General features: G+C 67.9%; 21 protein-coding genes and 1 pseudogene. 4 read left to right on the forward strand and 18 right to left on the reverse strand.

From position 1 onward, the window contains the following. The first annotated feature begins 9 nt into the window (after positions 1-9). Positions 10-501 carry a YhcB family protein gene (locus tag C936_RS0106855; RefSeq protein WP_018649069.1) on the forward strand — a complete coding sequence of 164 codons (492 nt, stop codon included), beginning with the start codon at positions 10-12 and terminating at the stop codon, positions 499-501. Between the two features lie 114 nt (positions 502-615). On the opposite strand, the gene C936_RS0106860 is transcribed toward C936_RS0106855, so the two are convergent. From C936_RS0106860 to C936_RS0106920, 13 genes and pseudogenes are all read right to left on the reverse strand, one after another. Then, positions 616-1,011, reverse strand: a complete 396-nt coding sequence (locus C936_RS0106860; protein WP_018649068.1) for a hypothetical protein — start codon at positions 1,009-1,011, stop codon at positions 616-618. 110 nt (positions 1,012-1,121) lie between these two features. Next, positions 1,122-1,862: a glycosyltransferase family 2 protein gene (locus C936_RS0106865; RefSeq protein WP_018649067.1), complete on the reverse strand. Its 741-nt coding sequence runs from the start codon at positions 1,860-1,862 to the stop codon at positions 1,122-1,124. 9 nt (positions 1,863-1,871) lie between these two features. After that, positions 1,872-2,594, reverse strand: coding sequence for a 3-oxoacyl-ACP reductase FabG (gene fabG, locus C936_RS0106870; protein WP_018649066.1), 723 nt, complete (start codon positions 2,592-2,594; stop codon positions 1,872-1,874). Beyond that, on the reverse strand, positions 2,591-3,046 hold the full coding sequence (locus C936_RS0106875) for a hypothetical protein (protein ID WP_018649065.1): 456 nt from the start codon (positions 3,044-3,046) through the stop codon (positions 2,591-2,593). Before C936_RS0106875 ends, fabG begins: the two co-directional genes overlap by 4 nt. A gap of 50 nt (positions 3,047-3,096) precedes the next feature. Next, positions 3,097-3,873 (reverse strand): beta-ketoacyl synthase chain length factor, encoded by a 777-nt coding sequence (locus C936_RS0106880; protein ID WP_018649064.1) that lies wholly within the window; start codon positions 3,871-3,873, stop codon positions 3,097-3,099. Then, positions 3,870-5,055, reverse strand: a pseudogene (locus C936_RS14250) (beta-ketoacyl-[acyl-carrier-protein] synthase family protein). Before C936_RS14250 ends, C936_RS0106880 begins: the two are co-directional and overlap by 4 nt. 38 nt (positions 5,056-5,093) lie before the next feature. Beyond that, a complete protein-coding gene (locus tag C936_RS0106890) occupies positions 5,094-7,484 on the reverse strand; it encodes an MMPL family transporter (protein WP_018649062.1) in 2,391 nt (796 codons plus the stop codon). Continuing rightward, the gene (locus C936_RS0106895) at positions 7,485-8,039 is read right to left on the reverse strand and encodes a LolA-related protein (protein WP_018649061.1); all 555 of its coding nucleotides are present in this window, start codon (positions 8,037-8,039) and stop codon (positions 7,485-7,487) included. A gap of 46 nt (positions 8,040-8,085) precedes the next feature. Beyond that, complete coding sequence (locus C936_RS0106900; RefSeq protein ID WP_018862883.1) at positions 8,086-8,985, reverse strand: lipid A biosynthesis acyltransferase; 900 nt, start codon at positions 8,983-8,985, stop codon at positions 8,086-8,088. After that, on the reverse strand, positions 8,982-9,308 hold the full coding sequence (locus C936_RS0106905; protein WP_018174596.1) for a hypothetical protein: 327 nt from the start codon (positions 9,306-9,308) through the stop codon (positions 8,982-8,984). Before C936_RS0106905 ends, C936_RS0106900 begins: the two co-directional genes overlap by 4 nt. Before the next feature lie 3 nt (positions 9,309-9,311). Further along, positions 9,312-10,652 (reverse strand): AMP-binding protein, encoded by a 1,341-nt coding sequence (locus tag C936_RS0106910; protein WP_018174597.1) that lies wholly within the window; start codon positions 10,650-10,652, stop codon positions 9,312-9,314. After that, complete coding sequence (locus tag C936_RS0106915; RefSeq protein WP_018137726.1) at positions 10,649-11,263, reverse strand: hypothetical protein; 615 nt, start codon at positions 11,261-11,263, stop codon at positions 10,649-10,651. The genes C936_RS0106910 and C936_RS0106915 overlap by 4 nt, the downstream gene beginning before the upstream one ends. Next, entirely contained in the window at positions 11,260-11,532 is a 273-nt protein-coding gene (locus C936_RS0106920; protein WP_012981895.1) for a phosphopantetheine-binding protein, read from the reverse strand. The genes C936_RS0106915 and C936_RS0106920 overlap by 4 nt, the downstream gene beginning before the upstream one ends. Before the next feature lie 236 nt (positions 11,533-11,768). On the opposite strand from C936_RS0106920, the gene C936_RS0106925 reads away from it, so the two are divergent. Then, on the forward strand, positions 11,769-12,443 hold the full coding sequence (locus tag C936_RS0106925; protein ID WP_018174598.1) for a YdcF family protein: 675 nt from the start codon (positions 11,769-11,771) through the stop codon (positions 12,441-12,443). A 29-nt stretch (positions 12,444-12,472) separates the two neighbouring features. Here the strand turns inward: C936_RS0106925 and C936_RS0106930 are convergent, their stop codons facing one another. Next, positions 12,473-15,250: a valine--tRNA ligase gene (locus C936_RS0106930; protein ID WP_018174599.1), complete on the reverse strand. Its 2,778-nt coding sequence runs from the start codon at positions 15,248-15,250 to the stop codon at positions 12,473-12,475. Positions 15,251-16,169: 919 nt separating this feature from the next. Continuing rightward, positions 16,170-17,015 (reverse strand): NAD-dependent epimerase/dehydratase family protein, encoded by an 846-nt coding sequence (locus tag C936_RS0106935; RefSeq protein ID WP_018174600.1) that lies wholly within the window; start codon positions 17,013-17,015, stop codon positions 16,170-16,172. A 132-nt stretch (positions 17,016-17,147) separates the two neighbouring features. On the opposite strand from C936_RS0106935, the gene C936_RS14255 reads away from it, so the two are divergent. Both C936_RS14255 and C936_RS0106945 read left to right on the forward strand, forming a co-directional pair. After that, positions 17,148-17,555, forward strand: a complete 408-nt coding sequence (locus C936_RS14255; RefSeq protein WP_018174601.1) for a YchJ family protein — start codon at positions 17,148-17,150, stop codon at positions 17,553-17,555. Then, positions 17,552-18,160 (forward strand): DNA-J related domain-containing protein, encoded by a 609-nt coding sequence (locus C936_RS0106945; RefSeq protein WP_018138601.1) that lies wholly within the window; start codon positions 17,552-17,554, stop codon positions 18,158-18,160. Before C936_RS14255 ends, C936_RS0106945 begins: the two co-directional genes overlap by 4 nt. On the opposite strand, the gene C936_RS0106950 is transcribed toward C936_RS0106945, so the two are convergent. The 3 genes from C936_RS0106950 to queG form a co-directional block, all read right to left on the reverse strand. Continuing rightward, the gene (locus C936_RS0106950; protein ID WP_018174602.1) at positions 18,157-18,948 is read right to left on the reverse strand and encodes a ferredoxin--NADP reductase; all 792 of its coding nucleotides are present in this window, start codon (positions 18,946-18,948) and stop codon (positions 18,157-18,159) included. The genes C936_RS0106945 and C936_RS0106950 overlap by 4 nt on opposite strands. Positions 18,949-19,063: 115 nt before the next feature. After that, positions 19,064-21,496, reverse strand: coding sequence for an EAL domain-containing protein (locus C936_RS0106955; RefSeq protein ID WP_018649058.1), 2,433 nt, complete (start codon positions 21,494-21,496; stop codon positions 19,064-19,066). A 101-nt stretch (positions 21,497-21,597) separates the two neighbouring features. After that, a complete protein-coding gene (gene queG, locus C936_RS0106960) occupies positions 21,598-22,740 on the reverse strand; it encodes a tRNA epoxyqueuosine(34) reductase QueG (RefSeq protein ID WP_018649057.1) in 1,143 nt (380 codons plus the stop codon). Between the last annotated feature and the right edge of the window lie 9 nt (positions 22,741-22,749).

Here is a 22,749-nt window from a genome sequence, read left to right on the forward strand (position 1 = left end):
AAAATGACAGTGGAAGATCAAACGGCAGTCGGGCTGTGGACGGCCCTCGGGATTCTGGCGATCGTGGTGGCTGGTCTGGTGGGCTTCTGGGTCGGTCGCGTGACCAGTGACGAACGCAAACTGATCCGCGAGCTGGAGGAAGAGCTGGATCGGCGCATGCAGGAGCTGACGCGCTATCGCGGTCAGGTCAACGACCACTTCGACCGTACGGCCACCCTGTTCGCGACCATGGCCGGTTCCTATCGCGACCTCTATCACCACCTCGCCCAGAGTGCGGAGGAGCTGGCGGACAAGCCGACCCGGGACCGCCTGGAGGATCGCGCGGGACGCCTGTTGTCGAACGTGCCGAATCGTGATTACGGCGACAGTCCGAGCGAGGGCCGCGGACACCGTGAACGCGACTCGGAGCCGGAGGGCGATGTACCCGACCGGCGCTACGAGAGCGACTACCGCGAGTCCTCCGACGCCGAGCAGCCGCCGTCGCGTCCGCGGGTCGATTAGGCGGGCGAATACTCCTTCCGCTACCGAGGTGTACTCGCGGGAGCGGACGAAAGAAAGGCCGGGCGTATGCCCGGCCTTTCTGTTGGTTGGGGTGGCTATACGGGAGTAACGGGATTAGAGCGCCGAGATTTCCGCGCGGATCTGGTTGTCCAGATTCTGCACCCAGTTGTTGTAATTCGGGTGAATGCGTCCATCCTCGTAGTCGAGGTTCGAGCTGTCCTTGTAGCGGATGCTGTACGCCCCGTCGCTATAGGGGATTTCGACCACTGCAATATGGTCGCGCAGCGACAGCCGACCTTCGAGCAGGCCGGACTCGGTTTCGCTCATCTGCCAGCCCAGTGCCGCGCCGGCGTTGCGGATCGCCTGTTGCATCTGCTCTGCGCTCGGGCGCTCGCCGTGCACATCGGTGACTGTGGTGTCGCTGACATCATGCACCGGTGCGGTACCGCGGCAGCCCGCGAGCACGAGTACGCTGGCTATGAGCAGGATCAGCAGGAGTCTTGCAGACATTGGTGTCGGCCTTGATGGTGGATGATCACCTCGCAGTGTAGGCAGCGTGGCCTCGAATTGCCATGCCCGTCCTGGAAAAAGGTTTTTGAATCCGACCCTTGCGGTGATTTTCAGGGTCTGCGCAGTAGTCCCAGATGTCGCAGCAGACCGAGCGGGTGCAGGCCACGCGCGAGCAGGCGCAGGGCGACCATCTGGATAATGCGCAGGGTGTCGGTGGCGGCCCGAAAATGGCTGGCGCGGTGCTGGTCCGGGTAGATGCAGCGCACGGGTACCAGGGTGACCGGGAAGCCCAGGCGTTCGGCCTCGATCAGGGCCTCGCTCTCGAATACGAAGCTGCGGCGCTCGCCATGAGGCAGCTCCAGGCGTCGCAACAGGCCGGCCGGATACAGCCGAAAGCCGGACTGCGAATCGCGCAGCGGCTGTCCCGAGGCCCAGCCTATCCAGAAGTCCGCGGTGCGGTTGCCAAACAGGCGCAGAGGGGGCGTTGTTTCCCGGCCCTTGAGCCGTGCCCCGATCACCAGATGGTGGGGGTGGGCTCGCCAGGCGGCGATCAGGTTCGGGATCTCCGAGGCATCGTGCTGGCCGTCCGCATCCAGCGTGACGATGGCATCCGCTCCCTGTTCCAGGGCGTACTGCATGCCCGTCCAAAGCGCGTTCGCCTTGCCACGGTTTTCCGGTAGCCGCAGGACTTCAATCACCCCGGGTTCGGTCGCGACGCGGTCGGCAGTGCCGTCCTGCGAGCCGTCGTCGACCACGATTACCCGGTCGACAAGAGGGCGCGTGGCCGCGACGACCGCGGCGATCGTGGGGGCCTCGTTATGGGCCGGTATCAGCGCGTAGACGGACGCCATCGTCTCGGCTCAGGCCAGTGCGCCATTGATGCCGATCACCTGGCCGGAGACATAGCCGGCCTGCTCGGAGGCCAGATACGCCACCAGTCCGGCGACTTCCTCGGGGCGTCCGGCGCGCTGCGCGGGCACCATGCGCCTGATCGTCTCGGTGTCGAAGCTCGACTCGCTCATCGCGGTCTCGATGATCCCCGGCGCGACCGCATTGGCCGTGATGCCGCGCGACCCGACCTCCTGCGCCAGCGAGCGGATGGCCCCGTGCAGTCCCGACTTGGCTGCGGCGTAGTTGGCCTGGCCGCGGTTGCCGACCACGCCGGCTACCGAGGAGATCGCAATCACGCGACCCCAGCGGGTGGTGATCATGGGCAGCAGCAGCGGCTGGGCCACGTTGTAGAACCCGTTGAGCGCGACATCGATCGGCCGGGCCCATTGTTCCGGGCTCATGCCGGCCAGCGGCGCGTCGTCGTGCACGCCCGCGTTGTGAACCAGGATCTGCACCGGCTGCGCAGCCGCGACGGGCTCCAGCTGCGCCCGCGCGGCATCGGCGTCGGTGATGTCGAAGACCAGGACATCCGCCTGACCGCCGTCGGAGTGGATCTGTTCGGCCAGCTCGCGGGCAGGCTCGGGGTTGCGGTGTGCGTGCAGCAAAACCTCGCAGCCGCGATCGGCCAGGGCCCGTGCGATGGCCTGGCCGATGGCACCGCTGGCGCCGGTGATCAGTGCACGATGGCTCATGTCGGGGTGTCCTCGGTTTGCAGGATCACGGTCGCCCGCGCGGACAGGACGGGCTCGCCGTCGGCCGATACCTCGAGATCATAGATGGAGCTGTTGCGATCCGACATCACGCTGCGGGCCGTGATGTCGAGATCCGCATTCAGGTCGTCCAGCAGAGTCCGGTGCACGCGCAGGTTGCGGACTGCGGCCAGGAAGCCGGCCTTGGGTGGTCCGGCGTCGGCCAGCAGGGCGCCATGTACGGCCATCGCCTGGGCGCCGTACTCCAGCGCCGACAGGGCCGGGAGCCCGGTGGTGTTGCGCAAGGGGTTGTCGGGGGCGCGGTGGCTGATGGCGCGGCAACGGATCGCCTGTTCGTCCCATGCGACCACGGCCTCCAGCAGGCACATTGCGCCTGCATGCGGCAGCAGGCGGCAGATCGCCTCGTGGTTCAGTTGGGGGCTGGCGGCCTTCATGCGGGATCGTCCTGATCCGTTGTTAATGCGAGAGGCAAACCACCGGAAGATCAGGGCGTGACGCGGATCTCTAGCGATCGTCCCAGCGGCGCGGCAAGCGTAACATGGCCGCCTTCGCCGCGCGCGAGCACCTCCAGCAGGGGCAGGGCGCGGGCGGCGGGGTTGGTGCCGCGCAGGGCCTCGAGCGAATCCTGGCGGCAGGGGGTGGGATCGCCGCCTTCTCCCAGGGCCAGCTCGAGTGTGGGCCGCCCGGCACCCGCGGGACTCAGGCGCAGGCCGACGGCAAACGGCTCGGTGATGGGCCGTACACGCCGGAACGTGGCCATGGAAGCGACATCGTAGGCGGCCAGCAGGACGTCGCCGCCCTCGGCCTGCAGTAGCGTGGCGGCCTCCAGCAGTCCCGCCGCCAGCGTCGCATTGAAGCCGGAGATGGCCGTTGCCGGGGCCGGATTCGCGGTCGCGATCGACCAGTTGCCGGCAGGGGCGTTGTGTACCGAGTTGTGGAATTGCACGGGCGAGACCATGGGCTCCGGTTGCGTCAGGGCCTCGCAAATGCGGTCGATGATGTCCATGTCCCCGGAGGACGAGGCGAACACCGAGCGCAGCTGGCTGCGGTCGCAGTCGGCCGTGGCCTCCTCCGCGACCTTCAGCGCCAGGCGAATCGTGTCCGTCGTGCGGCGGCGTTCGTTGGCCGGCAGCAGGGTGGTCGGCGGGATGGTCACCGGCGCCCGTTCATGGGGCTGCTGCCCGGCGAGGACGGGGCGCGCCGAGGCGAAATCGGCCAGGCCCGAGCCCAGCAGGCCGATGGCCGCAATACCGACCTTCATGCGGCCTCCAGCAGCAGGCTGCAGTTGTTGCCGCCAAAGCCGAAGGCGTTTACGAGTACGTGGCGGATGTCGCGTTCCTCAGCAGCCCCCCCGGGCATCCAGTTCAAGCTCAGGGTCCAGTTGGTCGAGCCCCGCCGTGGCGGGCACGAAGCCCCTCTCCAGGCTGGCCAGTGCCTGCGCGACCCCGACGGCGCCGGCCGCCCCGAGCGTGTGACCGGTCAGGCCCTTGGTGCCGGTGGCGCGGCTCTTTGCGCCAAACAGCTGCGCCAGGGCGCGTGCCTCGGAGCGGTCGTTGGCGGGGGTCGCGGTGGCATGCATAAGCACGTAGTCGATGGCCCCGGCGGACCGCTGTGCCCGCGTGAGGGCCTGCTCCATGGCGCGTGCTGCACCGAGCCCTTCCGGGTGCGGGGCAGACATGTGGTGGGCATCGCTGGATTCGCCGTGGCCGATCAGTCGAGGGCCGGCGGCGTGGCTGTCAGCCCTCTCCAGCAGGAAGAATCCGGCGGCCTCGCCGATGGAGATGCCGGCGCGCTCGGCATGCAGCGGGCGGCAGGGTTCCGGTGCCACGAGCTGCAGCGCATTGAAGCCGTGCAGCGTCATCCCGCAGAGGGTGTCGACCCCGCCGACCACTGCTGCGTCGCAGAGCCCGGCCGCAATAAAGCGTTCGGCATCGGCAAACACCTTGGCGCTGGACGAGCAGGCCGTGGAGACGACCATCGCCGGTCCCCGCAGCCCGAGCCGGGTACCGACGAAATCGGCCAGCGAGAACATGTTCTGGGTGTGCTGGTAGTCGTAGTCCGGTGGCAGGTCCCCGGTGGCCGGGTCGCGGCGGTGGTAGGCCTGCTCCGTCGCGGCAATCCCCGAGGTGCTGGTGCCCATCAGGACTGCGATGCGCCCGGCGCCGTAGCGCTCGCGGGCGGTCTCGACGGCCTCGATGAAGCCATCCTGGCGCAGCCCCAGCTCGGCCAGCTGGTGGTTGCGGCACTGAAACGGGGCCAGGTGATCCGTCAGCACGATGTCCTCCACACCCGCCACGCGCCCGATGTGGGTGTCCAGCCGCACGGAGTCCAGGTCGCAGGCGCGCAGCCCGCTGTGCCCTTTGTGCAGTGCATCGGCATTGGCCTGGCGGCCGGTTCCGGTGGCGGAGGTCAGGGTGTGGGCGGAGATTACCAGTGGATTCATTCGGCGGGCTGCGGTTGGCGGGACTGTTGGCAGTGGGGTCAGGGATTGTTGGTGACTACTGTACGGCGCGACTGGGGGGGCTGCGCCAGAAGCGCGGCTGCGAGAAAGGAAAATATCACGCCCAGTAATACGGTGAGCCCCATGGCCCGCAATACCGGAAGACTGGAAAGGGCCAGCAGGCCAAACACGGCCACGGTGGACAATGCGCAAATGCTGACCGATGCGGCCGTGTTCTGCCGCGCCTGCAGGTCTCTCAGCGGGCGGCTGAAGAACACCGCGTAGTCCAGGCACAGGCCAACGATCAGCAACAACGCGATCAGATGGAAAAGGGATAGGGAAATCCCGAGCAGGATCAGCGCAGCCACGGTCAGGACCAGCCCGCTCCCTACTGCGGTGAGGATGCGCAGGCTGCGCCCGGGGGCGCGCGTGACCAGCAACAGCAACAGGGTGACGGCCACCACACCGAGGGCCAGTCGCTGCAGCGCCTGATCGCGGAATCCGCTGACCAGGTCCTCCGAGGCACGCAGGAAATCCACGTGCTGCACGCCCACATCGGCCAGATCGGCCAGATCCGCCAGCGGTTCCCGCTGCAGCCATTGCCTCACCGCGGTCGCATCCTCCACGCCGCTTAGCCGCACCCAGGCCATCCAGTCGCCGCGGTTCTCGTCCGGCATCAGCAGGGTGCCCGTCGTCTGACGCAGCGGGCCGTCGGGCAGTGTGGCCGGGGTCAGCGGTTCCAGATCACGGGCGTGTGCCACATCCTGAAGAAAGGGGTCGAAGGCGTCTGCGCGAAAACCCAGCCCGTCGACGGCGGTGTCCAGCCGCTCGCGCAGGGTGTCTGTGGCGGGCAGGGAATCCTGGCGTGTGCGCTGCAGTGCCTGGCTCGGCAGGGCCTGGGCCGCATGATCGTAGGCGGTCAGCGCCCCCTGGTTGCGCAGATCTTCCAGGCCCGGGGTCAGTGCCTCGGCGGCCTGCAGCGCCCGTTCGGGGTTGGAAGCGGTGATCAGCAGGGCATGGCGGATATCCGGCAGCCCCAGGGCGTGGCGCAGTTCGCGGTCGCGGTCGATGTGTTCCTGCGGCACTGGGTGCAGTGCGCCCAGGTTGTCCTCCCAGGGGAACGGGTCGGCGCTGGCGATGACCACCAGCGCCCCCAGCACGGAGGCGGCCAGGACCCAGCGCGCCGTCACCGGCGGCTGCGTCAGAGCGGTCGGTATCGGTAGGCGGGCCGGGGGTATCCCGTTACGCCGCAAAGCCTGCGGCATCAGGCGGGGCAGTACCCAGCGCGTGGTGATCGCGGCCACGCCGACGCCGGTCAGCACGAACAGCCCGAGCTGGGCCATGCCGGAAAACCCCGTGATCGCCATCAGCGCGTAGACCAGTACCGTGCTCCCGGCACCCAGGCCAATCGCCGGCCACAGCTCGCGTGCCACGCCGCGCATCCCGTCCCTCGGGGGCTGCCGGCTGTGCGCGAATAGGTGCAATGGGTAGTCGAGCGCGATGCCCAGCACGGTAATGCCGAACGCCAGTGCGATCCCGTGCAGGTGGCCGAAAACCACGGTCACGACCGCCGCCCCGGCCAGGATGCCGGTGGCCAGCGGAACGGCCGCGAGCCAGACCGGGTGGGGGTGGCGAAACACGACCAGCAGGAGCGTGGCCAGGGCCAGGCTGGCGGCCAGGCTGAAGGCGGTGATCTCGCCCCGGATACGCCCGCGCGATTCGACCGCAATCACCGCCGGCCCCGCGACGAGCAGATCCAGCTCGTCCGCGTAGTCGGCGAAGGCCTCGTCCAGCGCCTTCAGGAGCGACTCCTGACCGTCCAGGTCCATGCCTTCGGCCGCGCTGTGCAGGACCAGCACGGCCCGATCGCGCTCGGGGTCGACCCAGATGCCGTGGCTGTCGCGTTCGCCCCCGCCACCGGCCTGTCCCAACTGCTCGAGCACCACCAGTGATTCGCCCGTGGGGTCGCGGCCGATCAGTTCCCGGGGCATCAGCGGGGCGGCACTACTGAGGTCCTCCCGGCGTTCCCCGAGCCGGTCGCGCAGGGTGCCGACAGAGAAGCGCTCCGGGGTGACCTCGGGGCTCAGGAGATAGCGGTGCTCAAGCAGGAAATCCAGGGCGGGGTCATCCGGGTCGAGACGCCCGTTGCGGATCTCCGCGACCGCGGGGTGGTCGCGCAGCGCCTGGACCAGATGGTCGCTGGCATCCGCGCGTGCCTGGCTGTTCCCGCCTTCGATGCCCAGCAGCAGGATCTGTCCGGCCGGGCCGCCCCCGGGGTCCAGCGCCACCCCGGTCTCGGTGACCGGCTCCGGGGTGAAGCCCTGGAGGTCGGTGACCAGTTCGCCTCGCCACAGCAGGATGCTGGCTGCCACCAGCAGCCCGATCAGCCAGAGCGCCGGTCCCGGTGACAGGGGGAAGCGATTCGGCACCAATCAGTCGCCGTCTTGCGGATCGAGCTGCATGCGGCTGTGGCGCCCTCCGGATTCCTCGGTGTCCAGGCGCAGGAGGGCACCGCCCTCGCCCTGGAGGTCGAGTCCGAGGATCATGCGACGAAGGGCGCGGTCACGCGGAGTGAGTTCCAGCCTCCAGGCCTCCAGGTCGCCTTCGGTCTCGACCTCGAAGTGTTCTTCCAGTCCCTCGCGTTCCCCCTTGGCGAGGGAGCGGAACAAGGCGGCAAACGCGGCCAGGCCCGGCTGCTCGTCCAGGTCCACCTCGCGGCTGGAGCCTCGGCGTTCCACGATCACCTGGCGTCCCTCGATACGCACGCGTTCGCCGCCGTCGCCATCCATCCGGCGCTCCAGGGTGTCCGGCGGCTCGAACACCAGTGTGCCGGTACGGGTCTCGGGGAATTCGAGCAGGGGGTCCTGGCGGGTTTCGCGAAAGTCGATACGTGAAGGCGGATTGTCGGCCAGTGCCTCCAGGATCTGGTCCAGTGTGTCGCCGGAGGTCTCCGCCTGTGCGAACAGCGGGCAAGTCAGCAGGAGCACCGCCAGGGCCAGTGCCCGGACCCCGGGCAGTTGCCGGAAGCAAGGCTTAGCGAGACGAGTCATTCCAGAAATCATAGAAGTTGAACCAGTTGTACGGGGCCTCGCGCACACGTGCCTCGAGGCGATCGGCGTAGCGTTGCACCCATTCGGCCAGGGCCTCTTCGCGTCGGCCGCGGGGGGCCTCGATGACGTCGGCAAAGCGTTCAAAGACGATATCGTAGCGATTGCCGCCGCGATAGAGGCCGAAGCACAGGATGACCGGGACCTTCAGTACTGCGGCCAGCAGCAGGGGACCCTGGGGAAAAAAGGCCCGTCCCCCGAGGAAACGGCATTCCACCATCTTGTCGCTCTCGGCCACGCGATCGGCCAGGGTGGCCACAATCCCCCCCTGTTCCAGGCAGTCGCGGGCGTGCAGCAGGGTCTCGGTGTCGCCCAGGGGGATGACCGACGCGGCGACCTCGGGGTTGAGCGCCTCCAGCAACTGGGTGATGCGCTGATTGTGATCGCGGTACATCAGCACGCGCACGGGAAAGTCGTTCTTGCCGACCGCGAGTACCCGCAGGGCCTCGAAACTCCCCAGGTGTGCCCCCAGCAGCAGGGCCCCGCGGCCGCTTTCGACATGCTCGAGGAAGATCTCGCGATCGTGAACCTGAAGATCCAGGCACTCGTCCTTGCCGGCCAGCAGGAAGACGCGGTCCAGGATCACGGCCGCGAAGCTGTGGAAGTGCCGGGCAATCTCGCGCAGGCGCGGTTCGCGTCCGAGCACGCGGCGCAGGTAGTCCCGGCTGGACCCCCGGGACTTGGGAGCGAACAGAAGAAAATAGGCGGTTATCGGGTACAGCAGTACGCGCCCGGCCGGTCGCCCGAGATGCAAGGCAACCCACAAGATGATGCGCAGCGCCAGGGGGGACCCTCGCTCCCCCTGGCTGAACCACCCCCGGCTCACGCCGGTTGTCCGGCGTCGTGCAGTTTCAGTTGCCCGCTACACAGGAGTTCGGGGGGCTCCGTACCGTCGCGGATAACGCGGAATGCGCGCAGGCCGCTGGTACCAGGGGGGTCAATCTCCACCCGGAAATCGACCTCCGGGAGCAATGGCGCCAGGAACTTGGCCCGTGGCAGGGCGGCCACCGGCCCCAGGCCGCTTGCGCGCGCGACGGCGACCACTGTGTCCAGGATGACCACGCCCGGTACGACCGGCTGACCGGGGAAATGCCCGGGCAGTGAGGGGTGGCTGGCCGGGATGCGGCGCGTGGCAATGATTGGGGCCATTGTTCAGGCGCACTGACCGTGCTGATCCAGCAGGTCCAGCAGCACCTGGCGCGGGAGCTTGCCCGTCGCGCTGCGGGGGAGGGCATCCACCATCACCAGGGGGCGCGGAAGGAACAGCGGGTCCGTGGTTTCGGCCAGTGCGGCCAGGATCTCGGCCTCGGAGCGCTCCGGGGCGACCACGATCGCAGCCAGACGGGCAGTCCCGCTGTCCTGTCCGGGGTCGGGCGGGATGAACACGCCGTCCAGTACCCCGGGGATGGCATTCAGGCGCCGGTTCAGCTCGGCAAGAGAGGCGCGCTTGCCGGCGATATTAAGCTGATCCGCCAGGCGCCCGCGCATGCGGAAGCGCCGGGCATCTTCCCGTTCGATGCGGTCGGGCAGGGGGACTGGTGCCGGGTGCTGGGGCCCCTGTACTGCCACCCGGTCGCTGTCCTGGGTTGTCAGGGCAATCCCGTCATAGACCGTCCACAGGGGCTCCCGGGCCGTCTCGCGGCTGGCGATGGCCCCGGCCTCGGTGCAGCCGTAGATCTCGCGGACGGTCGTGCCAAACAGTGTTTCCGCGGCCCGTGCCCGGTCTTGTTCCAGTGGGGCGGTGGCGCTGAGGATGCGCGCCGCTCTGGGCCAGGTCAGCCCCGCCCGCAGGCAGGCGTCCAGGTGAAACGGGGTCGTGACGAGGTTTGCCGGGGCATGCTCGGCCAGGGCCTGGCGGATATCGTCCGGGAAGAACGGGCGCTCGGCCAGCAGCGTGCAGGGGCCGAGCAGGGCATACAGCACCGTGGACTCCAGGCCGTACATGTGTTGTGCGGGGACCGTTCCCACCAGTGTTCCCCCGTCGGCATCCAGTCCGAAGCGGCGCAGGGCCTGTGCGGTCACGACGTGAAGGCTGTTCCAGCTCCTGCTGTGGGCAGTGGGCTGTCCGGTGCTGCCCGAGGTATAGGCATGCACCGCCATCTGATTCGACGGGATCTCGGGGGTCGCACCCGCATTGTGGGCGTGCCCTGTCCCGTCCGCGGTGACGGGAATGACGGGGATGGTGACACTGAGGTCGCGCTCGTCCACCAGTGCGTGCGCGCCGGGATGACGCTCGGCGATCTCGCTCAGGGTCGTCCGGGCGCGGTTCGGGGGGAGGATGTTAGTGCCCCCGCGCAGCAGGATCGCGGCAAACGCGACGGCAAAGCGATAGCGATCCTCGCACAGGTTGAAGTGGGCTCCACCGGCCGGGATTCGCCGGGCGAGGGCGCGGACATCCGCCAGAAACGCGGTCCGCGAGACACAGCGTCCTGCCACCCAGGCCAGTGGCGTTGGGTGGTCGGCAATCAGCGCTTGCGTGTTCGAGTCCCTCATCGTTGTCTCAGGATGTGGCGGTGGTCGGCGCGTGCCAGCGCGGCGAGGTAGGGCAGGAAACCCGCCCGTGGTTCGTCGCACAGGAGCCAGCGCCGTAACGGATATTCCAGCATGAACAGCGCCGCCAGGAACAGATAGTTGATCCCATTTGCGAACAAGGCCCAGGTGGTGGTGGATACCGCCACCGCCAGTACCGCCGACAACAGGGCGAGTCCACCGCACAGCAGGGCCCAGGCGGCCGTCAGCCGCCGCGTATAGCGATGCACCGGCGTGCTGTCGGAGGCGCCCATGGCCAGCGCATACCGGGTAATCAGGGGTGTGGAACCCGGGCGCAGAGAGCGGGCAAACAGCCATGCCAGGCCCCCCTGGATAAGCACCGGTACTGCATAGATCAGCCATTTCCCGGCCGGCTCGGTACCCAGAAGCAACACTAGCACGGCCAGCACCAGGGCTATCACCCCCCGGCCGAGCACGGGCAGGGCCGGCCAGGCGAGGACCAGTATGAGCAGCGCCAGCCACGCCAGTGGCAGTCGCGGCAGCTCCAGGAAGCTGCCCGCGATCACGGCCACCGGGTAGCCCAGGGCTACCACGGCGGCGATCCGGGTACTCACGACGTGGCTCGGTGCGCCTCGATATGGGCGGTCAGGGCCCGCAAGGATGCGAAGATCTGGCGGTTGTTCTCGTCATCGGAGCGGATCTGCACGCCATAGGCACGCGAGATGGCCAGCGCCAGCTCCAGTGCATCGATCGAGTCCAGCCCAAGCCCCTCGCGGAACAAGGGGGCCTCCGGCTCGATGTCCTCGGGGCTGACCTCTTCGAGATTCAGACTGTCGACGATCAGCCTGGCGACTTCCTGTTCCATTGCGGTTTGTGCTGCCACGTCTCTCCCCTAAATAGCGGCGTAATCCGAAATCGGCTCTCCCTGTGCGAAGGTGCTGGGCTTCCCGCGCACCTTCCAGCCCGGGGCCGATGATACGCAACCCCAAGGGGGCGTGGTACCCTCCAAATGCAGGGAACAAGCGGTTTTGCGGGGCGGGCCGGCAGAGTGGGCGCTCTCATGGGATGAGACGACTCGGCCGCCAGCGAGCCGCCAGGGGGGGATATGGAGGGCAAGTCGTGATCGGCGGCCGAGTAGGACTGCGGCGCGTCGGGTCGGATGGGCTGCTGACGTTTGGGTTGTCCAATCTGGTCATTGTGCTGACGGCGGGGCTTAGCTGGCTCGCGCTGTGGGGTCGCATGCAGCTCTGGGTGCGCGGTCTGCACTGTCCGGGGCGGGCACCCTGGATCATTGTCCTGGGGCAGCAGTTACAAGAGGGGCGTCCTGGGCCGGGTTACCGGCTGCGCCTGTTGCGGGCCCTGCGCTTGCTGCGGCGTGACCCGGAGGCCCGCGTTCTGCTGTTGGGGGGGTATACCTCGCCGGAGGGGCCCAGCGAGTCAGCCGCAGGGGCGGCCTTCCTGCGCCAGCGCGGCATCCGGGCCTCTCGCATCTTCTGTGAAGAGGACTCGCGGCACACCCTGGAGAACCTGCAAAACGCCCGCGACCTGCTCGCCCAGCGTACCGGCGGCAGCCTGCCGAGCTGCGTGCTCGTGACCAGTCGCTTCCATCTGCCCCGGGCGGTGGCCATCGCGCGCGGGGTGGGACTCGAGGTCTGTCCCTGCCCTGCCGAGCACTCGCCGCGAGTGCCGCAGCTGCGGCTGGCACGCGAGATCTGGATGTTGCACTGGTACCACACCGGGCGGCTGTTCGCCCGGCTGATCCGCCATCAGGGGATGCTCGACCGGATCAGCTGACCCGCCCTTTGCAGTAGCGGTCGCAGCCGCTACATCGCGCGGATGCGTTCGCGCTGGGCGGCGAGCTGGTCGCGGGTGGCCTGCATCTCGGCGACGCGGTCGCGTTCCTTCTGCACCACCTCGGCCGGGGCGCGGTCGACGAAGCTCGCGTTGGCAAGGCGCTTTTCGCTCTGCTCGAGGTTCTTGTCGAGCTTGCCGATCTCCTTGTCCAGGCGGGCCAGCTCGGCATCCTTGTCGATCAGCCCGGCCAGCGGGATCAGCAGCTGCATCTCGTCGACCAGGGCCATCGCCGATTCCGGGGCCTCGTCGGCGGCGTCCAGCCAGGTGACGCTCTCGGGTTTGGCGAGGAACTCCAGCAGGCCGCGGTGGCGCGTGTAGCGCTCCTGGTCGGCCTCGCTCCAGTTCTTCACCAGCACCGGCAGCGGCTTGCCCGGGGCGATGTCCATCTCCGCGCGGATGCGGCGCAGCCCGGTGATGAAGTCCTTGACCCAGTCGAGCTCGGCGGTGGCGGTGGCATCACGCGGGAAGCCGTCCTGCGCCGGCCAGCGGCACTGCACCAGGAACTCGACGTCGTCGCCGATCCCGGCGTGCGGCTTCACACTGGTCCAGATCGCCTCGGTGATGAACGGCATCACCGGGTGCAGCAGGCGCAGCAGGGCCTCGAGCACGGTGACCAGCGTATTGCGCGTGGCGCGCTTGACCGCCTCCGGCGTGGCCGCGTCGTTCAGGACCGGCTTGGTCAGCTCCAGGTACCAGTCGCAGTAGTCGTGCCAGGTGAATTCGTACAGCGTCTGCGCAGCGAGGTCGAAGCGGTAGGCATCGAGCTGCTGCGTAGCGGTCTCGGCGGTGGCCGCCAGGCGGTCGAGGATCCAGCGATCGGCCAGGGTGCGGTGTTCCGCCGTGTCGGTGGCCGCCGAGCAGTCGTGGCCCTCGACGTTCATCAGCACGAAGCGCGAGGCGTTCCACAGCTTGTTGCAGAAGTTGCGGTAGCCCTCGATGCGGCCGAGGTCGAACTTGATGTCGCGCCCGGTGGTGGCCAGTGCCGCCAGGGTGAAACGCAGGGCGTCGGTGCCGAAGGCGGGGAAGCCGTCGGGGAAGGCCTTGCGCGTGGTCTTCTCGATCTTCGCGGCCATCTGCGGCTGCATCAGGCCCCGGGTGCGCTTGGCCACCAGGTCGTCGGCGCTGATGCCGTCGATCAGGTCAATCGGGTCGATCACGTTACCCTTGGACTTGGACATCTTCTGGCCTTCCGAGTCACGGATCAGGCCGGTGACGTAGACCTCGCGGAAGGGCACGTCGCCCATGAAGTGCTCGCCCATCATGATCATGCGGGCGACCCAGAAGAAGATGATGTCGAAGCCGGTGACCAGCACGCTGGTCGGGTAGAAGGCGCGCAGCTCCGGCGTCTCCTGCGGCCAGCCGAGGGTGGAGAACGGCCACAGCGCGGAGGAGAACCAGGTGTCCAGTACGTCCTCGTCCTGTTCCAGCGCCACCTCGGCGCCCAGGCCGTGCTTCTCGCGCACCTCGTCCTCGGAACGCCCGACGTACACGTTGCCATCGCTGTCGTACCAGGCCGGGATGCGGTGGCCCCACCAGATCTGGCGCGAGATGCACCAGTCCTCGATGTTGCGCATCCACTCGAAGTAGGTCTTCGACCAGTTCTCCGGCACGAAGCGGATGCGCCCGTCTTCCACCGCCTTGATCGCCGGCGCGGCCAGCGGGCCGGCCTTCACATACCACTGGTCGGTCAGATAGGGCTCGACCACGGTGCCGGAGCGGTCGCCGCGCGGGACCATCAGCTTGTGGTCGTCGATCTTCTCCAGCAGCCCCAGGGCGTCCAGGTCGTCGACGACCTTCTGCCGCGCCTGGTAGCGGTCCAGGCCGCGATAGGCCTCGGGTACGTTGTCGTTCAGGCAGGCGTCGATGGTCAGGATGTTGATCACCGGCAGGTCGTGACGCTGGCCCATCGCGTAGTCGTTGAAGTCATGCGCCGGGGTGATCTTTACGCAGCCGGAGCCGAACTCGGCCTCGACGTAGTCATCGGCGATAATCGGGATCTCGCGCCCGACCAGCGGCAGCTTGATCGTCTGGCCGATCAGGTGGCGGTAGCGCTCGTCCTCCGGGTGCACCGCGACGGCGGTATCGCCCAGCATCGTCTCGGGGCGCGTGGTCGCGACGGTCAGGTGCCCGGAGCCGTCGGCCAGCGGGTAGCGGAAGTGCCACAGGTGGCCGTTTTCCTCCTCCGACAGCACCTCGAGGTCGGACAGCGCGGTGTGCAGCACCGGGTCCCAGTTGACCAGGCGCTTGCCGCGGTAGATCAGGCCCTCTTCATGCAGGCGCACGAAGACCTCGCGCACCGCCGCGGACAGCCCGTCGTCCATGGTGAAGCGCTCGCGCGACCAGTCCACCGAGTCGCCCAGGCGACGCATCTGGCGGGTGATGGTGCCGCCGGACTGGTCCTTCCAGTCCCAGACCGCCTCGAGAAACTTCTCGCGTCCGAGGTCGTGGCGGCCCTTGCCGTCGGCGGAGAGCTGGCGCTCGACCACCATCTGGGTGGCGATCCCGGCATGGTCGGTGCCGCCCTGCCACAGGGTGCGGTCGCCGTGCATGCGGCGGTAGCGGATCAGGGTATCCATCAGCGTGTGCTGGAACGCGTGCCCCATATGCAGCGTTCCGGTCACGTTCGGCGGCGGCAGGAGGATGCAGTAGCTGGCCTCGCCCGACTCCGGCGGCGCGAAGATGTTCGCAGCCTCCCAGCGTTCGTACTGGGTCTGCTCGATGCTCTTGGGGTCGAAGCTTTTGTCCATGATCGCGGGCGCGCTCGGGTCGGAATGGGCGAAAGCCGCGCATTATAACGGCGCGGCGCGTGCGCCGCCCGCTGCCCGCTCATGTGTTTACATTGGTTTTGTCTGGCCGCCTGCCCAGTAGTGGCTGGGCCTGGTTCGGCCTCGGGTGTTTACGGTGCTTTCGTCCGGCCGCCTGCCTGCGCTGTCTCGGCAGCGCGCCCCGAGTTACTTCTTTGCTCGTACAAAGAAGTAACCAAGAAACACGCCCGGGATTCGCCCGGGAACCTTGCTCCGGACGCGTCAGGCCGGCGGCGCTGAAACTCGCTACGCTCAGACAGTCAGCGCCTTCTCCCGGCCTGTCACGCCCTCCACAAGGGGCTCATATCGGGAGGGAAGGTCAAAACCGACGGTGTTCCCGCACCTGTCATGAGCCCAAGGCTGTAGGGTGCGTTGAGCGCAGCGAAACGCACCATGCCAACGTCGGGGCAACCCTGATGCGATTCGCTGCGCTCATCAGCATCCTACCTGTCCCCCTGGCGCCCGCTCGCGGGCGCGGCACGCCAGGGCCGTAGGCCGCGCGTGCCAAGATGTTGGAACATCTTGCCTCCATCCACTCGCACGAACCTCTGGATCGCCGTTGTCTTGACCTTCTCCCCCCGTATGAAGCCCCTTGCGGAAGGGTCCTCGGGACGGACGATTCAAAATAGAAACGGGGGCGCTGACTGTCTGAGCGAAGCGAGTTTCAGCGCCGCCGGCCCGAGGGCCCTGGAGCAAGGTCCCCGGGCGGAATCCGGGTGCGCCTCGACGGGTACTTTCTTGGGCAAGCAAGAAAGTACCTCGGGGTGCGCTGCCGAGACAGCGCTTGGCAGGCGGCCGGACGAAGGCACTCGGAACACCCGAGGCCGAACCAGGCCCAGCCTGAAAGCGGTGAGAGCTTGGCTCAGGTGGTGGCGAGCCGGTGGAGCAGCTCGCGATAGCCGGTGCGGTAGTCGGGGTAGCGCAGGCGATACCCGCTGGCATGCAGTCGCCCGTTGCGGCAGCGCTTGCCGCGGACGTCGCCGGCCGGCATCGGCGGCGTCCCCGGCGGATCGAGCTCCATCTCCTGCGCCAGCCAGCCGAGCAGCTCGTGGCGCAGGGCCGGTTCGTCATCGACGCCCAGATAAAGCGGCTCGGGGTCGTCCAGATGAAACAGGTGGGTCAGCAGGCCCACGCAGTCCTCACGGTGGATGCGGTTGGTCCAGACCGGTGCTTCGTGCTGGCCACGCACGCCCTCGCGGACCTTGCGCAGGTGGTACTCGCGTCCCGGACCATAGATGCCGCCAAAGCGCACGACCACGCCGGCAAACGGGCTGTCGGCCAGCAACTGCTCGGCCTCCAGCAGGCAGTGCCCGGAGAAACGGGTGGGCTCGGCCGGGCTGGTCTCGTCCACCCAGCGCCCGTCGTCGGCGCCAAAGACCGAGGTGCTGGAGACGAACGCGATGCGGCGCGGATTTTGTTTGGCCTGCTCCAGAGCGGCCAGAGTGTTGCGCAGGCCGTCGACATAGGCGCGGCGGTATGCGGCCTCGGTGAACTCGCCCGGGGTGGCGATGAAATAGACGGTGTCCAGAGCCGCGGGGAGCGGCGGCAGCGCGTCCGCGCGGGCGAAGTCGCCGGCCAGCGGCTGGATCGGTTCCGGGATGCGCTCTGGCTGACGGCGCAGGCCCCAGACCGCGTGCCCGGCTGCGGCGAGCTGTTCTCCGACGCCGCCGCCGAGATCGCCGCAGCCCATGATCAGGATGTTGGCCATGAATCAGTATCTCTCTGGGTGCTTTCGCAACCTAACGTTTCGGCGTACGGAAGACCAGTCCCAAAGTATGGGTTCGACCCGGGGCAATGGCTCGTGCATGCTGGCGGCGACGTCGATCAGGGGAGGTATCGCTTGGGCAAGGCCAGCCGCAGGAAGGGGAATATATGCGCCTGTGGATCCGGGCTGGACCGGGCGGCCTGCTGCGGGCAGTACCTGGACGGCGCGGCTGCGGCCCCGACGGCGCAGGCGCTGATGCGCTCGCGCTATGCCGCCTTCGTGGAGGGGCGCGAGGACTATCTGCTAGCCACCTGGGCCGCCGCGACGCGACCGGAATCCCTGGTGCTGGAGCCGGGCCAGCGCTGGCTCGGTCTGGCGATCCGCGCGACCGAGGCGGGCGGGCCGGAGGATCAGGAGGGCTGGGTCGAGTTCGTCGCCCGCTCGCGGGTACGCGGCCAGGGGGTGCGCCTGCACGAGCGCAGCCGCTTTCGCCGCGAGGACGGGCGCTGGGTCTATGTGGACGGCGAGTTCCCGGGCGCATGATCGATGGGGATCGCCCAGCCGGTTCGCCGGTGGATACGGCACTGCTGGAGCGGGTGCTGGAGGCGCTGCGCGGACATCCGTGCGGATGTACGGAGCATGCGCTGATTGCGCAGCTGCGCGATCTGGAAGTGGAGCCGTTCGCCGCGGCGCGCCTGCAGGAGCCGTTGAGCCTGTTCCAGACCCACTTTGTGCTGTTCCACTGTCTTTACCGGCTGCGCGACATGCTCGCGGGGCAGGGCGAGTGGCTGCGTATCCATTGCCTGGGTATCGGGATCGAGCCGCTACAGGCGGCGGACATGGGGTCGGACCTGCCGGCGCGGGGTGATCCACTGCGGGCCTACTACCTGGATCTGACGCGGCTGGAGGGGATGGATGCGGCCGCGGTGGAGGCGCTACTGGGCGAGTTCTGGGCGCATCTGGCGCGTGACGAGCGGCGCGAGCAGGCGCTCGAGGTGCTGGGGCTGGAGGATCCGGTTGATGCGGCGGCGATCCGGCAGCAGTACCGGCGTCTGGCGCAGCGTCACCACCCCGACCGGGGTGGTGACACAGCCGTCCTGCAGCGGATCAACGCGGCCCGCTGGGTGCTGCTGGCTCAGGGCAGTTAGTCGTCCGAGTCGGACATCGTGGTCACGAAGGCCTGTTCCACGGTGAAGTTGCCGACCCCCTTGTAGTTGGTCTGGGTCCAGCCGTGTTCGACCAGCCACTCGCTCATCTCGCGGTTCATCGCCGGGTTGCCGCAGAGCATCACGCGGTCGTGCGCCGGATCTGCCGGGGGCAGGTTGAGGATCTGGAACAGCTCGCCGGAGCGGAACATGTCGGCCCCGCGCTGGTTGTTGTCATACGGCTGCTGCGCGATCGGGCAGGCAAAGTCGTGGTTCTCGCGGGTGACCGTTGGTACGTAGCGCAGGCGGTCGCTGATGCGCGACTCGATCTCCTGGCGGTAGGCGAGCTCCTCGACGGTGCGCACGCTATGCACCAGCACCGCGTTCTCGAAGTGCTCGAACAGCTCCGGGCTGCGGATCAGCGAGATGAACGGGGCCAGACCCGTGCCGGTGGCCAGCATGTACAGGGTCCGCCCGGGCTGCACGTAGTCGAAGGTCAGTGAACCGGTGACCTTGGTGTTGATCCAGATCGAGTCGCCGGGGCCGACCTGGGCCAGGCGACTGGTCAGCGCGCCGTCGGGAACGTGGATGCTCAGGAACTCCAGTTCCTCGGCCTCGGGTTCGGAGACGATCGAGTAGGCGCGCGGGATCAGTTTGCCCTCGGGGCGCAGACCCAGCGTGACGAACTGCCCGTTCTTGAACTGCAGGCCTTCGGGGCGCGTGGTCTTGAAGCTAAAGGTCTTGTCCGACCAGCGATGGGTCGAGGTGATCTGTTCTTCCGAATACGGCATGGGGTCCCACGGTTGATCAGTTGAGATGGGCCGCACGCTAACAGCTTGCCGCTGGCAAGGCGAAAGCGTCGGCTATCTCAAGGGTTGAGGCGCGCGAGCCGGGATTCAAGCCTGATCAGCGGCCGGCAATTTCCGCGAGGTAGTCGGCCAGCGGAATCGGCCTGGCCAGGTGATAGCCCTGGACGAAGTCGAGCCCGATCTCGCGCAGGTGGTGCATGGTCTCCTCGGATTCCACGCACTCGGCGATGGTGCGCAGCCCGAGCACATGGCCGACGCGGTGGATCGCGGTGACCATCGCCGCATCGACCGCGTTGGTCGCGATGTCGCGCACGAAACTGCCGTCCACCTTGAGGAAGTCGACCGGCAGGTTCTTCAGGTAGCCGAACGAGGACAGCCCGCTGCCGAAGTCGTCCAGGGAGAAGCGGCAGCCCATGTAGCGCAGCGCGCGGATCAGGCCCTGTGCGCGGTCGTGATGACTGATCGCGGCGGTCTCGGTGATCTCGAAAATGATCTGCTGCGCCTGAATGCGGAACTGGCTCATGCGGCTGGTGATGAATTCGAGCATCCCGTCCTGCGCCAGCGACTGCCCGGACAGATTGATCGACACCACGACTGGGGCATGATCCGGGTTCTGGTCCCGGTGATCGGCCAGCTGGCGGAACACGAGTTCGACCACATGGCGATCGATCTCGGGCATCAGGTGGTAGCGTTCGGCAGCCGGGATAAAGGCGCCCGGGGTGATCAGGGTTCCGTCTTCCCCGTGCAGGCGCAGCAGGATCTCGACATGGTCCAGCGGCAGATCGGCGCCGTTCAGGGGCTTGACCGGCTGGGCATAGGCGACAAAACGGGCATCCTCCAGGGCCGCACGCAGACGGCCGACCCATTCCATCTCGCCATGGCGTCGGCGCAGGATCTGGTCGGAGGGCTTCCAGGTATAGAGCCGGTTGCGCCCGAGATCCTTGGCCACGTAGCAAGCGGAATCCGCCTGGCTGAGGACCTCCGGAAGGTTCCGGCCAGGGCCCTCGATCGGGACCAGGCCGATGCTCATGCCCACATCAAAGCGGCGGCCCTCCCAGGAGAAGCGCAGTCCCTGGGCGGTGGCCAGTAGTTTCTTGCCGATGGCCTCCGCGCGTTCCACCGGGCAATGCGTCAGTAGCAGGCCGAACTCGTCACCACCGAGACGCGCCAGGGTGTCGCTGTCGCGAATATGGGCGGGCAGCAGGTCGGCCAGTTCGCGCAGTAGCGCGTCCCCGGCCTGATGGCCGCAGGTATCGTTGATGATCTTGAACTGGTCCAGGTCCATATAGAACAGCGCGTGGGGCGTGTCGCCCTCCTCCAGGGTGCGCAGGGCCTCGTCCAGGCGCCGTTCGAACTCGCGGCGGTTGCACAGGCCGGTGAGCTCGTCGTGGGTGGCCTGGTGGTTCAGTTGCTGGGTCATGCGCCACAGCTCGGTGTGGTCATGCAGCACGACCACGACCCCCTCGCTGTGGTGGTCCGGTCGCCGCAGGGGCGAGACCAGCAGGCGGACCACGCGGGCCGCACCGTCCGGGCGGCGCAGCACGCGCTCCGGCGACTCCAGCGTCATACCCGTCTCCAGGCACTGCGTGACCGGGTTCATGACCCGGTGGCCGGTATGCGTGTCCTCGAGCTCCAGCACCTCGTCGAGACGCTGGCCCTGGACCGCCGTGGCGTCCACGCCCAGCAGGTCGCGCGCCGACGGGTTGAGATAGGTCAGGCGCCCGGTGGTGTCCGCGGTCAGCACGCCATCGCTGATGGAATGCAGGGTGGTCAGGAGCCGGTCGCGTTCCGAGGCGGTGGTCGCCTCGGCCGCGCGCAGCGAGGAGATATCCCAGGCGACCCCGAGCACGCCCGGCTGTAGTGACTGCGAAATCTCCGACGGCATCCAGGAGATGGCGAAGTGGCTGTCGCCGACCTTGACCTCGGTTTGAAAGCGCTCTCCGGCGAGCGCGCGATCGATTGCAGACAGGATGGCCGGATGGTCGGCGTACAGCAGGCGTGCGTCCTGTCCGACGACCTCGCCGGGTTGTAGGCCCAGGCTGTGCAGGGCAGCCCCCTCGGACAGGGTGAAAACACCATCCGGCCCCAGCCCGAACAGGATCAGGGGCGCGTGACGGATCGTGGCCGAGAGCTGGGTCTCCAGTTCGTGCAGGGCCTGCTCGGATTGCTGCTGTCGGGTGATGTCGTGGACCGTGGCCAGGACCTCGATATCCTCCCCGGTATGAATCGCGTTGATGTTGATCTCGGCCGGAAATTCGGCCCCGTCGCGGCGGCGGTAGCGCGTTTCAAAGCGGGCCGGCAGGCGCTCGTCCGGCTGGCCGTGCGCACGGTCGACGTCGGCCTGTGTGGCCTCGAGGTCGATCGTGGTGATGTGGATGCCGCCGGTCAGTTCGTCCTGGGCGTAGCCGAGCAGGAGTGATGCGGCCTGGTTTGCCGCGACGACATGGCCCGCTCGATTGAGCACCAGCTGCGCCTCCGGTGCCTGATCAAACAGGCGCTGAAAGCGGGTGCTGTCCGGGTGATCGGGCATGGCGACAGGATGAATCCTTTCGTAGGGTGCTGGGGTCGCAAAGTGGATCCCGCTCCCGAGTGTCACCTGTCGTGCGGGTGCTGGCAAGCGTTAGTCGCTGGTTATTGTCCGGGCGCCTGGGTGAGACGGGAGAGGTGGTCTGCGGTCGGCGCTGGCGAAGGGTTGCGCAATCGTTCGAGTGCCCAGCCGACGTGTTCGCGTACCAGGGCGGAGGGGTGGTCGGCGCGGGCACGAAGGGCCGCCTCGGCCTCGGCGGAGGCCGGACCATTGCCCAGGGCGACTGCCAGATTGCGCAACCACTGCTCGTGGCCGATGCGGCGGATGGCCATGCCCTCGGTGCGTTGCAGGAAGGTGGTCTCGTCCCAGCCGAACAGTTCCACCAGACTAGCGGCATCCAGTCCGTGGCGAGCGACGAAATCGGGTTCCGCGGAGACCTCGGCAAAGCGGTTCCACGGGCAGATCAGCTGGCAGTCGTCGCAGCCGTAGATGCGGTTGCCGATCAGCGGGCGCAGCTCTTCGGGGATCGACCCCTTCAGCTCGATGGTCAGGTAGGAGATGCAGCGCCGGGCATCCAGGTCGTAGGGCCCGCGAAAGGCCTGCGTCGGGCAGATGTCGAGGCAGGCGGTACATGCCCCGCAGTGTTCGCCAACCGGGCCGTCCATCGGTAGCGGCAGGTCCGTAAACAGCTCGCCCAGAAAGAACCAGGATCCACTCTCGCGGGCGAGCAGGTTGGTGTTCTTGCCGATCCAGCCGAGCCCGGCACGGGCGGCCAGGGCCTTTTCCAGAATGGGTGCGCTGTCGGTGAAGGCACGATAGCCGTGCGGTCCTGCTGCGGCCTCGATGCGCCGGCCCAGTTCGGTCAGGCGCTTGCGGATCAGCTTGTGGTAGTCGCGGCCGAGGGCGTAGCGGGAGACATAGGCGCGGTCCCGTTCGGCCAGCTGGATCGCCGGGCGCCGGGTACGCGGAGGAAAGTAGTCCATGCGCACGCTGATCACGCGTTGTACGCCCGGCATCAGTTGTGCGGGATCGTGGCGCAGTGCGGCGCGTTCGGCCATCCAGCCCATCTCGCCGTGCGAGCCTTTCTGCAGCCAGCGGTCCAGGTGCTGGCGGTCCGCCTCCGGGACTGTGGCCGGCGCGATGCGCAGGGCCTGGAAGCCCAGCTCGCGGCCCCAGGCCCGAATCTGTTCGGCCAGTGCGTCACATTGGCGTGGATCGAGAGGCTCAGGCACGATTTCGATAATCATACGATCGGG

The organism is Thioalkalivibrio sp. ALJ4 (genome assembly GCF_000377225.1).
Taxonomy (GTDB): domain Bacteria; phylum Pseudomonadota; class Gammaproteobacteria; order Ectothiorhodospirales; family Ectothiorhodospiraceae; genus Thioalkalivibrio.

Bases quoted from the DNA above. Each gene is read 5' to 3' on its own strand.
- C936_RS0106865 (WP_018649067.1), bottom strand. From the start codon at position 1,862: ATGGCGTCCGTCTACGCGCTGATACCGGCCCATAACGAGGCCCCCACG.
- C936_RS0106945 (WP_018138601.1), top strand. From the start codon at position 17,552: ATGATCGATGGGGATCGCCCAGCCGGTTCGCCGGTGGATACGGCACTG.
- C936_RS0106910 (WP_018174597.1), bottom strand. From the start codon at position 10,652: ATGAGGGACTCGAACACGCAAGCGCTGATTGCCGACCACCCAACGCCA.
- C936_RS0106875 (WP_018649065.1), bottom strand. From the start codon at position 3,046: ATGAAGGCCGCCAGCCCCCAACTGAACCACGAGGCGATCTGCCGCCTG.
- queG (WP_018649057.1), bottom strand. From the start codon at position 22,740: ATGATTATCGAAATCGTGCCTGAGCCTCTCGATCCACGCCAATGTGAC.
- C936_RS0106860 (WP_018649068.1), bottom strand. From the start codon at position 1,011: ATGTCTGCAAGACTCCTGCTGATCCTGCTCATAGCCAGCGTACTCGTG.
- C936_RS0106935 (WP_018174600.1), bottom strand. From the start codon at position 17,015: ATGGCCAACATCCTGATCATGGGCTGCGGCGATCTCGGCGGCGGCGTC.
- fabG (WP_018649066.1), bottom strand. From the start codon at position 2,594: ATGAGCCATCGTGCACTGATCACCGGCGCCAGCGGTGCCATCGGCCAG.
- C936_RS0106955 (WP_018649058.1), bottom strand. From the start codon at position 21,496: ATGCCCGATCACCCGGACAGCACCCGCTTTCAGCGCCTGTTTGATCAG.
- C936_RS0106905 (WP_018174596.1), bottom strand. From the start codon at position 9,308: ATGGCCCCAATCATTGCCACGCGCCGCATCCCGGCCAGCCACCCCTCA.
- C936_RS0106950 (WP_018174602.1), bottom strand. From the start codon at position 18,948: ATGCCGTATTCGGAAGAACAGATCACCTCGACCCATCGCTGGTCGGAC.
- C936_RS0106880 (WP_018649064.1), bottom strand. From the start codon at position 3,873: ATGAAGGTCGGTATTGCGGCCATCGGCCTGCTGGGCTCGGGCCTGGCC.
- C936_RS0106930 (WP_018174599.1), bottom strand. From the start codon at position 15,250: ATGGACAAAAGCTTCGACCCCAAGAGCATCGAGCAGACCCAGTACGAA.